Annotated in this window: 9 protein-coding genes; 6 read left to right on the top strand and 3 right to left on the bottom strand. The window is 63.9% G+C overall.

Going from position 1 to position 14459, the window contains the following annotated elements; genetic code table 11:
• Window positions 1–26: 26 nt before the first annotated feature.
• On the top strand, window positions 27–1352 hold the full coding sequence (gene hemL / locus HG800_RS14400; RefSeq protein WP_169977328.1) for a glutamate-1-semialdehyde 2,1-aminomutase: 1326 nt from the start codon (window positions 27–29) through the stop codon (window positions 1350–1352).
• Window positions 1353–1398: 46 nt separating this feature from the next.
• Here the strand turns inward: hemL and HG800_RS14395 are convergent, their stop codons facing one another.
• A complete protein-coding gene (locus HG800_RS14395; RefSeq protein ID WP_169977451.1) occupies window positions 1399–1983 on the bottom strand; it encodes an LOG family protein in 585 nt (194 codons plus the stop codon).
• A gap of 226 nt (window positions 1984–2209) precedes the next feature.
• Here HG800_RS14395 and HG800_RS14390 point away from each other — a divergent pair, with 226 nt between their 5' ends.
• Genes HG800_RS14390 through HG800_RS14380 form a run of 3 tightly spaced genes read left to right on the top strand, consistent with a single transcriptional unit; the run spans window position 2210 to window position 7518 of the window.
• Entirely contained in the window at window positions 2210–3124 is a 915-nt protein-coding gene (locus HG800_RS14390; RefSeq protein ID WP_169977327.1) for an SMP-30/gluconolactonase/LRE family protein, read from the top strand.
• Window positions 3125–3131: 7 nt separating this feature from the next.
• Entirely contained in the window at window positions 3132–4502 is a 1371-nt protein-coding gene (locus HG800_RS14385; protein WP_169977326.1) for an amidase, read from the top strand.
• A gap of 16 nt (window positions 4503–4518) precedes the next feature.
• Window positions 4519–7518, top strand: coding sequence for a DUF7133 domain-containing protein (locus HG800_RS14380; protein ID WP_169977325.1), 3000 nt, complete (start codon window positions 4519–4521; stop codon window positions 7516–7518).
• Between the two features lie 73 nt (window positions 7519–7591).
• Here the strand turns inward: HG800_RS14380 and HG800_RS14375 are convergent, their stop codons facing one another.
• Together HG800_RS14375 and HG800_RS14370 are read right to left on the bottom strand one after the other, a co-directional pair.
• Window positions 7592–9091, bottom strand: coding sequence for a DUF1501 domain-containing protein (locus HG800_RS14375; protein WP_169977324.1), 1500 nt, complete (start codon window positions 9089–9091; stop codon window positions 7592–7594).
• A gap of 97 nt (window positions 9092–9188) precedes the next feature.
• On the bottom strand, window positions 9189–11996 hold the full coding sequence (locus HG800_RS14370) for a DUF1553 domain-containing protein (protein ID WP_235963692.1): 2808 nt from the start codon (window positions 11994–11996) through the stop codon (window positions 9189–9191).
• A gap of 297 nt (window positions 11997–12293) precedes the next feature.
• Here HG800_RS14370 and HG800_RS14365 point away from each other — a divergent pair, with 297 nt between their 5' ends.
• Window positions 12294–12818, top strand: coding sequence for an OsmC family protein (locus HG800_RS14365; protein WP_169977323.1), 525 nt, complete (start codon window positions 12294–12296; stop codon window positions 12816–12818).
• 78 nt (window positions 12819–12896) lie between these two features.
• The gene (locus tag HG800_RS14360; RefSeq protein WP_169977322.1) at window positions 12897–14372 is read left to right on the top strand and encodes an aldehyde dehydrogenase family protein; all 1476 of its coding nucleotides are present in this window, start codon (window positions 12897–12899) and stop codon (window positions 14370–14372) included.
• Window positions 14373–14459: the final 87 nt, after the last annotated feature.

The following is a 14459-nucleotide window of genomic DNA, read 5'->3' as shown; positions in this document are numbered from 1 at the left end:
CGCCAACCCCCGCTTGACGCATGCCGATGGATGCCACCACCCCTGCCCGATCAAGGCCCGATTACCACCTCGACCGCAGCCACGCCGAGTTCGTCCGCGCCGGCCGGGTGATTCCCGGAGGAGTCAACAGCCCGGCCCGAGCCTTCGGCGCCGTCGGCGGCGAGCCTCCCTTCATGGATCGGGCCGACGGGGCCTACCTGTACGACATCGACGGTCATCAATACATTGACTTTATTGGATCGTGGGGGCCGATGATCCTCGGCCACTGCCGACCCGAGGTCAACGCCGCAGTCACCGACGCCCTGGCGAAGTCCTCCAGCTTTGGCGCTCCGACCGTCCGAGAAGCTGAGATCGCCGAGGCCGTCGTCGACGCCGTTCCCTCAATCGAAATGGTTCGCTTCGTCTCCTCGGGGACCGAGGCCGCCATGTCCGCGGTCCGCCTCGCCCGAGGGGTGACGGGACGGCATAAAGTGATCAAGATGATCGGTCATTATCATGGCCACGTCGATGCCCTGCTCGTTTCGGCCGGATCGGCGGTCGCCACCCTCGGCCACCCGAACAGCCCCGGTGTCACTCCCGGCGCCGCGAGCGACACCATCCTCTGTCCCTTCAACGATGCCGCTGCCGTCGCCGACGCCTTCCAGCGCTTCCCCGACCAAATTGCCGCTGTCTTGCTCGAACCAGTCGCCGGCAACATGGGATGCGTCCCCCCTCGCCCCGGCTATCTGGAACTGCTTCGCGAGCTGACTGAAAAGAACGGAGCCCTCCTCTTCTTTGACGAGGTGATGACCGGCTTCCGCCTGGCCTACGGCGGTGCTCAGGAACATTTTGGCATTACCCCCGATGTCACCTGTCTCGGCAAGATCATCGGCGGCGGCCTCCCCGCGGCGGCCTACGGCTCGTCTCGCGAGGTGATGACCCACGTCTCTCCGGTCGGTCCCGTCTTCCAAGCCGGAACCCTCTCCGGCAACCCGCTCGCCATGGCCGCCGGATTGACCACCCTTCGCTTGCTCAAGCAAGAAAACCCTTACCCATATCTCGAATCGCTCACTGCCCGACTCGAAGACGGACTCCGCCGCGCCGCCACTGATGCCAAGGTTCCTCACTGTATCCAGCGTGTCGGTAGCATGATCACCCTCTTCTTCACCGAGGGCCCCGTGCATAGCTTCGACGACGCCAAGCGATCCGACACTGCACTGTTCGGCCGCTTCTTCTGGGAATTGCTCGCCCGAGGCGTCTACTTCCCCTGCAGCCAGTTCGAGGCCGCGTTCCTTTCCTCCGCCCACACCGAGGCCGACATCGACCACACCATCACCGCCGCCTGCGAGGCCCTCAAGGCCGCCACCCACTAACCATTCCAGGTCGATGGCGGTATCCCACCGCGAATCCTCAGCCTGCTCACGTCGCTTCCCGGTCGATCCACTTCGGCACGGGGGGCGGGGTGTAGGCTTCCATCGCCGCGAGCAGCGTGACCGGTTGTCGGGCAACGATTAACATAGCTCGATGCTCCGGCCTGACAAAACGCTGTTCGACCAGGCGATCGAGAAACGCAAGCATCGGCTGATAGAACCCTTCGACATCGAGCAGGCCGAACGGCTTGCGGTGGAGCCCCAGCTGGCCCCATGTCCAGATCTCGAAGAATTCTTCCAGCGTACCAATTCCTCCCGGAAGCGCAAGGAAACCCTCGGCCAGCTCCGCCATCATCGCCTTGCGCTCGTGCATCGAGCCGACCACGTGGAGTTCGGTCAGCTCGGTATGCCCGACCTCACGATCGAGGAGTGACTGGGGGATCACGCCAATCACCCTCCCCCCCTGTGCCATGACGGCGTCGGCCAGCACGCCCATCAGTCCCACACTGCCACCGCCATAAACGAGCGTCTTGCCCAACTCAGCCAGCAACTGCCCGAGCGCAGCCGCCGCCTCCCGATACGCAGGATCGGCCCCCGGGCTCGACCCACAAAACACACAGACCGCTTGCACCATCGCCTCCATTCAGAATCCAGGAGCGACCGAATCAAAGGCTTCGATCCTACGAGCTTCCCCACCACCGTGGGAAGGGGCCTTGAACTCCGCGCTCGGCAAACTCCGTCGGCCTTTTGCGAACGATCGCCTGTGAGCGAAGCCACCCTGTAGGAATCGAAAGCCCCGCACGATACCATCAAGGGATCGCCAGATTTCGGACAGCCCTCACCCGTCGGGAAATCCGATCATGAGCATTTCCGCACCTTTTGTGTTTTTCGTGCTCACCCTCTCCGGTCTCTCCTCGATTCAGGAGGCCGAAACGATTCCTGCCGTCGGGCCTGTCGGCCCCATGCGTCAGGTCGTGACCGACTTGATTTTCACCGAAGGCCCCGCGACCGATGCCAATGGAAATCTTTATTTCACCGACGTCCGCGGCAACACCATTTACCGGCTCGACCAGAACGGAACCGTCTCTCCCTTCCTGGAAAACTCCCAGGGCTGCAACGGTCTGATGATCGCCCGCGACGGACGCCTCATCGCCTGCCAGGGTGCCGGGAAGCGGATCATCGCCATCCATCCCGAATCAAAGGAAATCGACGTGATCGCCGACGCGTTCGAGGGCCAACCCTTCGACCGTCCGAACGACCTCGTGCTCGACCGTCAAGGGGGCATCTACTTCACCGACCCTGGCGTCGGCGCCGTCTATTACATTGACGCAAACCGATCCGTCCACCGCATCCTCACCGACCTTCCTCGGCCGAACGGCATCCTCCTGTCTCCCGACGGCCGTACCCTCTACGTCCTTCCCTCCGGCGCTCCCGACGTGCTTTCCTACGTTCTCAAAGCTCCTGGCGAACCAGGAGAGGCCGTTGTGCTGTGTCAGCTCGAACAGGCTCCCGGCACCGATCCCCGAGGTGGTGACGGCCTGACTGTCGACGATCGCGGCATCCTTTTCCTCACCCAGCCTTCGCTCGGTGCCATCCAGGTCGTCGCCCCCAGCGGCAACACCCTCGGGTTCATCAAGGTTCCCGAGAACCCCTCCAACTGCGCCTTCGGCGGCCCCGACTCCAACACCCTTTACATCACCGCGCGCACCTCTGTTTATGCCGTTACGATGGAGGCCAAAGGCTTCATCCTGGCCATCGCCGACGACCCGGAGTAATCCGCCGATGGAGCTTTTCCCTCCCGCCGAGGCCACCCTCGCCGGCACGCTTGACGCCCTCCGCTCCGGCCGCACCTCTTGCCGCGAGGTGCTGGAGCGGTGTCTTGACCGGATCGACGATCGTGAGCACGAGGTCCACGCCTGGGCCTTCCTCGACCGCGACGGTGCCCGAGCCCAGGCCGACCGGCTCGACGCCGACCACCAGGTCGGGCGACCGTTCGGCCCGCTCGGAGGCATCCCGATCGGCGTGAAGGATATCATCCACGTCGCCGGAATGCCAACCGAGTACGGCATCCCTGGCTTCGAGGAACTTCTCTGCAAGAACCTCTCGGAACCGGAAGCCGACGAGCTCCGCGGAAGCACAATCCCGGAAGCCGACGCCCCCATCGTTGCCGACCTGAGGCGCCGCGGAGCCATCATCCTCGGCAAGGCCGTCACAACCCCTTATGCCTGGATCGATCCCCCACCGACCCGCAACCCCTGGAACCTCGACCACACCCCCGGCGGCTCCTCCAGCGGACCGGCCGCGGCGGTCGCCTGCGGCATGTGCCTCGGTGCCCTCGGCTCGCAAACAGGTGGCTCGATCACCCGGCCCGCTTCGTACTGCGGCGTCGCCGGCTTCAAGCCGACGTATGGAAGCTGGAGCGCCGAGGGCATCCTCCCCCTCGCGCAGAGCCTCGACCACCCTGGGCCGATCGCCCTCACCATCGCCGACCTCGCCCTGCTGGCCAACATCCGACCCTTCCTCACCGACAGACCGCTGACCATCGGCCGCCTCCGCCACTGGTTCGACGAGCGAACCGAGCCCGCCATGCTCGACGCAATGGAGCAAGCGACCGCCGCACTCCAGGCCGCGGGCCACCGCGTCGTCCGCCTCTCAATGCCGAGCCCGTTCCCCGAGATTCCCGCGAATCACTTCACCATCCTCTCCGCCGAGGCCGCCGGGAACCACTACGGGGCGATCAAGCGCAGCCCAGAATGTTACCCTCCTCGCATCACAAAACTTATTGAGGAAGGTTTGCACGTCACCTACGTTGATTTCCTTGTTGCAAAGCACTTCCAGGAAAAGACCCGATGGCTCTTCGACAGCCATCTCGGCGAGGTCGACGCCCTGCTCACCCCCGCCGCCCTCGGCCCTGCTCCCGACCCATCGACGACCGGCGACCCTGCGTTCAACTCCCCCTGGAGTTTCCTTGGCCTACCGACGATCACCCACCCGATCGCCCTCTCCCCCAACGGTCTGCCGCTCGGCCTGCAACTGACCGGCCGCTCCGGCCCCGAGGGCGAGGCCGCCCTGTTCGGCGTCGCCCTCCGCACTGAGGCCGCGCTTCGCAAGGCCGCGGGCGCTGCCGAACTCCCGCCTTTCCCGGCCGATTGAACCGAGGACAGAACGCATGAGAATACCGCGATTGATTACTGCCATCATGTTCATCCTGGCCGTTCCCATCGGAACAAACGGCGATGAGGTCTCCGGGTTGCGTATCCCTCCCGGCTTCGTCGTCACCGAGTTCTCCGGCAGCGACCTCGCCAACGACATCCAGTGCATGACGATCGACCCCCGCGGCCGCGTGATCGTCTCCGGCCGAGGCTACACCCGCATCCTCGTCGACGACAACGGCGACGGCCGCGCCGATCGGGCCCTCCCCTTCGCCGACGGTCCGAAGGATGGCGCAATGGGCCTGTTCTGGGAGGGCAACTCCCTCTTCGTCGTCGGTGATGGCGGCCTGCGTCGTTTCGTCGACGCGAATGACGACGGCATCGCCGACGGCCCCTCCGAACTCATTCTGCCCATCAAGACCGGCAGCGAGCACGACGCCCATGCCGTCCGTCGAGGCCCCGACGGATGGCTTTATGTTATGGTCGGTAACTTTGCGAACGTCGACGCCTCGTATTCCTCGCTGCCGACCTCTCCCATTGCCGAACCCGTGGCCGGTTGCCTCATCCGGATCGCCCCCGACGGCAGTGGTACCGAGATCGTCGCCGACGGCTTCCGCAACCCCTACGACTTCGACTTCGGTCCCGATGGCGAAATCTTCACCTTCGACTCTGATAACGAGCGCTGCGTCTCGCTCCCCTGGTACGAGCCGACCCGCATCTATCACGTCCTCCCCGGCGGTCATCATGGCTGGCTCGCCCCTCAGCAGACCGACCTCTGGCGACTCCCTCCCGAGATGGAAGACGTCGTCCCACCCGTCGCGCCGATCGACCGCGGCTCACCCACCGGGGTCGTTTGCTATGCTCATTCGTCTTTCCCCACACAGTATCATCACGGCATTTTCTTCCTCGATTGGACCTTCGGCCGGGTGTACTTCGCCCGCCCTGAACGTTCGGGAGCATCCTATACCGCCAAGCCCGAGATCTTCCTCGAACCGACTGGCACCGAAGGGTTCGCCTGGACCGACGCCGAGGTTCACCCTCTCTCCGGCGATCTTTACCTCTCCATCGGTGGCCGCGGCACCCGGGGCGCCGTTTACCGCGTTCGATTCGTCGAAGCCCCGACACACCCTGTCGCCCCTCCAGCCTCACGCACCGCAACCGCTGATCACGAACTCCCCGCAGGCGTCCTTCCCCCGAACGTAGCCCTTGGCCAACTCCTCAACGCCTCACGTTCGAACGATCCCCTGCAGCGGCTTCGCTCACTCATCGCGTTGAAAAGGCGGCAGACGTCGACTCCTGTAAACGTCCTCACAACAGCGATTTTTCCGAATCTTGACCATCCCGATCGCCTTCTCCGCAATGCCTCGGCCAGCATCATCGCAGGCCTCGATGCGACCGCTCGATCGTTCCTTCGAGAGCATGCCGCCACCCCTCAGGCTCAGCTTACGGTCGGGTTCGGGGTCGCCAGTGATGACGTTGAAACCGCCCTCACCCTCGCAGCCAACGCCCTCGATGCGACCGATCTCACCTCCGACACGGCCCTCTCGGCCGTCCGTCTTGTTCAGGTCGCACTCGGAGGCCAGCCTGATCCCGCTGTGAAGGCAAGCGTCTGGGAAGGTTACTCCGCTCCCCGAGACATGACCACGGCTCGTGCCCCTTCGCTGTTGGACCGGATCATCCCGACTCTCATCGCCCTGAAGGCCCCCCCCTTCTCCGCCCTCGATCGAGAACGCGTGCGGACCCTCGGCATGCTGGCCTGCGACGACCCTGAGGCACTCTCGCTCGTCGCGGATCGACTCACGGATTCGTCCGATCCCATCCACGATCTCCACCACCTGATCGTCCTCGGCCGACTTCGCGCTCCGATTCCAGGCCCGGTCACCGATCGCGTGACCATCGCCTTGCTCGACCTCGATCGCAAACTCGATGCGCTACACGCCCGACGCGATCGGAACTGGCCGCTCCGCGTTTCGGAACTGGTTGAGGGTCTCTTCCGTCGCGATCCGAGCCTCCCCGAGGCCTTGCTCCATCACCCGTCGTTCGGCCGTCCCGACCATGCCCTCTTTGCCCTCGTTGAGGGGTTCGACCTCCCTGGTGCTACCTCGCGATTCCTCGATCGAGCAGAGACCGACCCCAACTTCGCCTGGACCAGCGAGGTGGTGGCGGTGCTGGCCGCCCATCCCTCCGATCAGGCTCGGACTGCTCTTCGGGCCATCTGGGGGACGCACGGACTCGACGAATCAATCGTGCCAGTCCTGGCAGGCGATCCCATTCCCGAAGATCGACCCAAATTTCAATCGGCCTTGCGATCCTCGCAAACCTCAACCCTGAACGCCGCGCTCGATGGGCTCGCTCGACTCGGCCTGCGTGACGATCCCGACGAAGCCCTCACCTTGATCCGTACGCTCCGTCGCACCCCGGAAGGCCCAGTCCGATCCAGAATCGCTGACACACTCAGGCATTCAACACATCAAGCGATTGACGACAATCCCGCCGCATGGTCCTCCTGGTTCGTCAAGGCGTACCCGAATCGCGCTGACGATCTGAGCGGGGCTGATGGTGTTGACGCCGCAGCCTGGTCCCGTAAGCGCTCCGCGATCGACTGGAACGCTGGCAACGCCGAGCGCGGTCGATCCGTCTTCGATCGAACCCAGTGCTCAGCCTGCCATTCGGGAAATCGGGCCGTCGGTCCCGACCTGAGCGGAATCACCGGAAGATTTTCACGCGAGGATCTGTTTGCAGCGATCGTCCAGCCCTCACGCGACATCGCCGACCGCTACCGGTCCCTCATTGTAGCCACAGAGGACGGAGCAGTCTATCAGGGAATCGTTATTTACGATGCTGTCGATTCTTTGATCCTCCAAACCGGCCCCACCGAAACCATCCTCATCGACGGCGACGCAGTCGAAGAACGCAGACCCTCCGACGTGTCCCTCATGCCCGCCGGTCTGATCGACGACCTCACCGATCAGGAGATCGCCGATCTCGACGCCTACCTTCGATCCCTCTCCTCCTGAGTTGCATCGGCGAGGTCCAACCACGGTTCTCGGTGGGTCTCCGGGGTTGACTTGACCTCGGACCGATCAAACGCTAGGCGAGAATCTCGTGGATCGGATGGCCGTGGTCGATGTCGAGCCGCTTCCGACCAGGAATTTCCAGACGTCGTGAGTCGAGCCCCATCAGGTGCAGCAAGGTCGCGTGCACATCGGTCACGTAATGCGGGTGCTCAGTAACGTGGAAGCCGAGTTCATCGGTCGCGCCGTGAACGATCCCCTTCTTGATCCCGGCTCCGGCGAACCAGATGGTAAAGGCGTGCGGGTGGTGGTCACGACCGTTCGGCTTGGCGTAGGCGTCGCGTACCTCAAGGCCCGGGGTCCGGCCGAACTCGGTACAGCAGACCACGACCGTCTCTTCATCGAGTCCCCGACGCTTGAGATCCCGGAGTAGCCCGGCCAGCGGCCGATCGACGCGGGAGCACGATCGGGCATGCAGGTCCCGTAACTGGGTGTGTGAATCCCACTCCCCGTAATCGCTCAGATAAACCAACACAAAGCGCGTCCCGCGCTCCACCAGGCGACGGGCTGCCAGCAAGCGACGGCCGTAGATCGCGTTCTGCTCTCGATCGATGCCGTATAGCCGTTCGGTTTCCGGGTCCTCAGCCCCCAGGTCAAGCGCCTCGGGCACAGAGGCTTGCATTCGGTAAGCCAGTTCATAGGCCTTGATCCGTGCGAGCAGTTGCTCATCGTCCGGGTACTCGACCCCGGCCAGAGCGTTCAGATCACGAATAAAGGCAAACTGCTCGCGCTGCTCGTCCGCCAGAATCCCCTCGGCTGGCGAGCCGAACGGTAAGGGAGCCCCCGGATCCAGCGACAATTCGATGCCACCATGTTGCGGGCCGAGGTAGTGCGGATCGAAGTTCTCTCGAACTCTCATATCCGAGTATTTGCCCAGGAAAACGAATTGCGGCAAATTCTCGTTCAAGGTTCCCAGCCCGTAATGAATCCAGGAACCGATGCACGGTTCTCTCGGGTCGAGCTTGTGGCGACCGTGGTGAAACTGGAACTCGGCGGCGTGATCGTTGTCGGTCGAGTACATCGACCGAACGAACGCAATGTCGTCCACGCACGATCCCAGCTCGGGCCACCAGTCCGACACCGCGATGCCTGACTCGCCGTGCCGACGGAACCCGACCTGGAGCGGGAAGATCTCCGAATGCGTCCGGTCTGCCCCCACCACGGCTCGCGATCGCTCACGAAAGAGCGGATCCTCGAACGGGTTCGGATACGGCGTCTCGTCGTAGCTCTTGCCCGCATAGCGATTGAGGGCCGGTTTCGGGTCCCAGGTTTCCATGTGGCTGACACCACCGGAAAGAAAGACCCAGATAATGTTCTTCGCCTTCGGCGCAAAGTGCGGCCCCGGAGCCGACCGGCCCGACGGGCTTGGGGCCTCGCCACGAGCAATCCCTTCCTGGCTCAGCATCGAACCCAGCGCCAGGCCGGTAAAGCCGAAACCCACATCGGCCAGAAAGCTCCGGCGTCGAATGCGTCCACACGGAGGACCGGCAATCGAGGGGCGAGGGCGAGCACTCATAAGCGGGGCCTCCAGCATCAGTCCACGTCGGATCCACGGCAAATCGGAGGGTCGAACACCACCGAATCGGCTGCGATCGAGGTCCTGGTCACTGCCATTAACGAATGGTCACAAAATCATGATGATTGAGCAGTGCATGAACAAGATTTTCGTTCGCTCGTCTCCTCGGATCGGTCGAGGGAGGTGGCGACACTTCGGACACATCGGGCAATTCCACCCCTTCGAACAGGGCGACCTGGCGTTCGAGAAACGTTCGGCTCAAGGCACGTTCTTCGTCAGACGGTGGACGGGACAGCACACGCTCAAATACTGCTTGAATAAATGCATCTTCACGTCCATCTGCCCGGGGATCACACGACGGTTCCGTCTCCAGCTCCGCGGCGATCGTCCGAGCCATTGCCAGCGCCATCTCACTGTTGGCCAGGGCAAGCGATTGCTGAGGGACAACCGATGTCGTCCGGCGGTAGCATTCCCCAGGGTCGGGAGCGTCGAAGAGTTCCAGGAACTGCATCGATCCCTCGCCGTGGTGGGCAAAGTAGAGACTTCGACGACGTGAAACGAGCCCCTGAGATTGGTCGATCTCCGGCCCCCCTCGTGTCAGGTCGAGCACTCCCGCCACATGCAAGAGGCTGTCTCTCACCGCCTCGGCCTCCATTCGGCTTGGCCGGAAGCGCCAGAGTCCGCGGTTCTCGGGGTCGATGGCAACGTTCGGGTGGTCGGCGTCGCTCGTGTGCGAAGCCATCCGGTAGGCGGCACTCATCACAATTTGCCGATGAATGTGCTTCATCGACCACGGTTTGACCCCGGGGCTCGACGGCTCCATCAATTCCACGGCAAGCCAATCAAGCAATGCCTTATTCGAAGGTGGGGCACCGTTGCGGCCAAAGTCGTGCGGTGTGGCCACAATCGGCTCCCCGAAATGCCATCCCCAGAGATAATTGACCGCGACCCGAGCCGTGAGCGGATTCTCGGGCCGGGTCAGCCACTCGGCCAAGGCCGCCCGACGCCCGGTGCTCTGACCAGGGTACGAGGGCGAGAGATGCGTGTACGAGGTCGATTCGCTCTCCAGTGCCCCCTCGGCCGTCTCAACCGCTTGCCGGGCGGTGGCGAGCCGTTGCTCGGCCTGAGTCAGGGCGTCTTCTGCGGCGTCGGCCTGATGACGCACCTGATGCTCGGCCAGTTCGGCCGCGGCCCGTTCGAGCCGAGCTCGGGCCAGGGCTAGCTCCCGCTCCTTGCGAGCGGCAGCACGGGCCGACTCGTCGGGGTCCACCTCACCTCGGCCAAGGCGGGCATCATCGGCCACCATTCGAAGCCGAAGCGATTCCAGGTCGGTCTGTGCCACCTGCAAGGTTTCCTCAGCCACCTGCAGCGCAAGCTGGGCCGAGGTGTGCCCCTCGGGGTCGGCCTGAGCCTTGATCGTCTCCAACGCCTGCTGAGCCGTGGACAAAGCCGCCTGGGCCTCGTCGAGCGTCTTCTGCCTCACCGCGGTTTCTTCCTGCCGGATGAAGGATTTCACGCCCGGATAGGCCGCTTCAGCCGGCAGGTCGATCGGCTCGACCTCGAAGTCTCCTCCCGTCAAAAAGCGGGGCGGCCCCGGGGGGATGGGCGGGCGGCCGGGAACGATATTTCGGGCCTCGCCTCGGGTGTACAGAAACGTTTCGGCGTCAAGTTTCTCGTCGAAAATGCGGACCATGCCCGAGTTGATCGGCGCGTATGCCTTGCCGTAGTCATACTTCGGGTACGGCCCCGGATCGGGCTCTCCCGGGACGCGGTCATGCCTCAGCTCGATCGGCTCGAAGAAGGCCCGAAACGCGAAATAGTCTTCGTGCCGAATCGGATCATATTTGTGATCGTGACAGTGAGCGCAATTGATCGTCAGTCCAAGAAACGCCTTCCCCGTATGCTCGACCGAGTCGGCCATCCACGTATTATAATTCCATCGGTAGAAGTTCCGCACGACATAGCCGGTGGCGGGCAGTTCCTCCGGGTCGTCGGGTGCCAGTTCGTCGGCGGCCAGCATCATGCGCAACAGATGATCGTATCCGGCGTCCTCGTCTAGCTTGTTGACGATCCAATCACGCCATCGCCAGATCATGGCGTAGCTGTTCAGCACATCGGGCACGGCGCGTCGGCCATACCAGTCGGAGTAGCGCCAAACGTCCATCCAGTGCCGTGCCCATCGCTCGGCGTGCCGAGGATCGGCCAGCAGCCGATCGACCACGCGCTCATACGCCGCTTCGGACGGATCGGCCAGGAACTCCAGCAATTCCTCCCGAGTCGGCGGCAAGCCGATCAGGTCGAGATGGAGCCGACGGAGCAAGACATGAGGAGGCGCCTCGCCCAGCGGTTCCAGCCCCAGGCGATCATGCTCGGCAGCGAGGAAGGCGTCGATCGGCTCCCGAGCCCATCCGGCCCCGGCATCGGGCACGGCCGGGCGGGTCGGGGTCTGAAAGGCCCAGTGTTCGCGGGGGTCGGGTTCAGGGGTTTCGTTGCTCGGCGCAGCGGCACCAGAATCAATCCATGATCGAATGATCGCAATCTGATCCTCGGTCAGCGGTTCTCCTTCCGGAGGCATCCGAAGGGCATCATCATGCTCGAGGATCCGCTCGACGAGGGGGCTAAACTCCGAATCTCCCGGCTCGATCGCCGGTCCGCTATCGCCCCCGTCGAGCATGGCGGCGACCGTGTCGAGCCTCAAGCCGGCCTGCGATTTGAGCGCTCCGTGACAGGCGTAGCACCGCTCCTTGAGCAACGGCCGGATCTGCCCCTCGTAGGCCGCAAGCCCTGCGTCATCCGCCCGGACTACAGGCTGAACCGCGGCAAGCAGCATCCCGAGCAGCAACGCGACGATTCGCGGCGTTTCGCTCCCCGCTCGCCGACCGATCAGAGGTACGGGCCAGATCATCAACAGCGACCTCCCGAAATCGCGAGGGTGGCTTCGTCACGATCATCGATCGATTCCGCTCCATTGCAAAGATCGCGAAATCTCTCGTGATCATCTCTTGTTTAACTTGTACCGCACGGTGCCGACACTTCCAAGGGAAAAGTTTCACGCTCCCCGCGATCCGGCAAGGGCATTGACGCGGGACGACCTCACTCGATGATGGAAATCGTGTGGCATTGAATCCGCGGTCGGTGGGGAGTTCCTGGTTTGTCTCCCACCGAACCCTGACCCAACGATCGGACGATCGAGGATCATCGGATGGATGGCGACGCATTGCGAGCCCTGCAGGCACCGATCAAGGCAAGCTATCGCGAGCATCCCGAGGCGGCCCAGCTCACCCTCTCGGCCCGAGGAACCCTGGTCGGCAATGCTCTGACCTGCCGGGTCGAGGCGACGGGCGGCCTCGTGGAGGCCGGCTTGCATCCGGCGACCGGTGGAGACGGATCGGCGGCCTGTTCCGGTGCCATGCTTCTCGAAGCGCTCGTCGCCTGCGCGGGAGTGACACTCCGAGCCGTGGCAGCCGCAATGGGCATCCCGATCCGAGGCGGCTCGGTCCTCGCCGAGGGAGACTGGGACGCCCGCGGTACCCTTGGCGTCGACAAGGCCGCGCCGGTCGGCTTCCCCCGCGTCCGACTCCGGTTTGAGGTCGACAGCGACGCCTCCGACGAACAGCTTGCCAAACTCCTGAGCCTGACTGAACGCTATTGCGTCGTCGCGCAGACCTTGAAAAACCCTCCCGAGTTGACCAGCGAGATCGTTCCCAACCGCCCGGCCGACCGCTAGGATGGCGCCGTTTGACGCATCTTGATGAATTTCCCCCGATGACGTTGCCTCTTGCTTTTTCCAGGGAGAACCGAACCGATGGCCCAGGGACTTGAAACCGCGCCTCGCGTACCGACTGATCTGGCCTCCCGCCTCCTCATCGACAACGAATGGGTCAGTCCCAAGGGGGGCGGCTCGTTCGACACCTACAACCCCGCGACCGGCGAGGTCATCGCCCAGGTAGCCGAAGCCTCGGCCGACGACGTCGATCGCGCCGTCCGAGCCGCTCGCCGAGCCCTGGAAACCGGGCCCTGGGGCTCGATGGACGCCGCCGAACGCGGCAAGCTCATGTACAACCTCGCCGACCTGATCGAGCGAGACGCCGAGGCCCTCGCCCAGCTCGAATCGCTCAACTGCGGAAAAACCATCACCGATGCCCGTGGCGACCTGAACGGCGTCATCTACACCCTGCGCTACTACGCCGGTTGGGCCGACAAGATCGAAGGCCGCACGGTCCCGGTGCGTGGCAACTTCCTCTCATACACCCTGCGCCAACCGATCGGCGTGGTCGGGCAGATCATCCCCTGGAACTTCCCGCTCCTGATGCTCGCCTGGAAGTGGGGGCCGGCCCTCGCCTGCGGCAACACCATTGTGTTGAAGCCCGCCGAGCAAACCCCTCTCACCGCCCTGAAGCTGGGAGAATTGGCGATCGAGGCCGGCTTCCCTGCCGGTGTCATCAACATCCTCAACGGCATGGGCGAAACCACCGGCGACGCCATCGTCCGCCACCCAGACGTGGATAAGATCGCCTTCACCGGCCACGTCGACACCGCCAAGATCATCCAGAAGAACGCCGCCGACACCCTGAAGCGCGTCACCACCGAACTCGGCGGCAAGAGCCCGAACGTCATCTTCGCCGACGCCGACCTCGACGAGGCCGTGGCCGGAGCCTTCCACGCCATCTACTTCCACGGCGGCCAGTGCTGCACGGCCGGCAGCCGCCTGTTCGTCGAGCGCGGCATTCGTGATGAGTTCGTCGAGCGCCTGGCCGAGCGGGCCAAAGTTCGCAAGATCGGCGACCCGCTCGACCCCGACACCGAGCAAGGCCCGCAGGTCTCTCAGGAGCAGTTGGACAAGATCCTCGGCTACGTCGAGTCAGGCCAGAAGCAAGGAGCCCGCGTCGTCTCGGGCGGCAAGCGCGTCGGCGGGTCTGGCTTCTACGTCGAGCCCACCATCTTCGACAACGCTCGTGAAGACATGGACATCGTCCGTGATGAAATCTTCGGCCCGGTCGTCACCGTCCTGCCCTTCAACGACGTCAACGAGGTCGTCGAGCGTGCCAATCGCACCCATTATGGCCTTGCCGCCGGCGTCTGGACCAAGGACATCGACAAGGCCCACCTCTACGCCAAGAAGGTTAAGGCCGGCACCGTCTGGGTCAACTGCTACCACGTCGTCGAGCCCACCACCCCCTTCGGCGGCTTCAAGATGTCTGGCCAGGGCCGTGAAAACGGCGAGGCCGCCCTGGAACACTACACCGAGCTGAAGACCGTCACCGTCAAGCTGCATGGCTGATCGGCTCCCCTTCCGCCGGTCCCCGATTTGCCTCGGGGACCGGCCATCGAGGCCAGGTCGGTTCCTTTTCCATCCCCTTCGCTCGCC

It is taken from the genome of Tautonia rosea (genome assembly GCF_012958305.1).
GTDB classification, from domain to species: domain Bacteria; phylum Planctomycetota; class Planctomycetia; order Isosphaerales; family Isosphaeraceae; genus Tautonia; species Tautonia rosea.
This window is presented reverse-complemented; position numbering and strand designations above follow the sequence as displayed.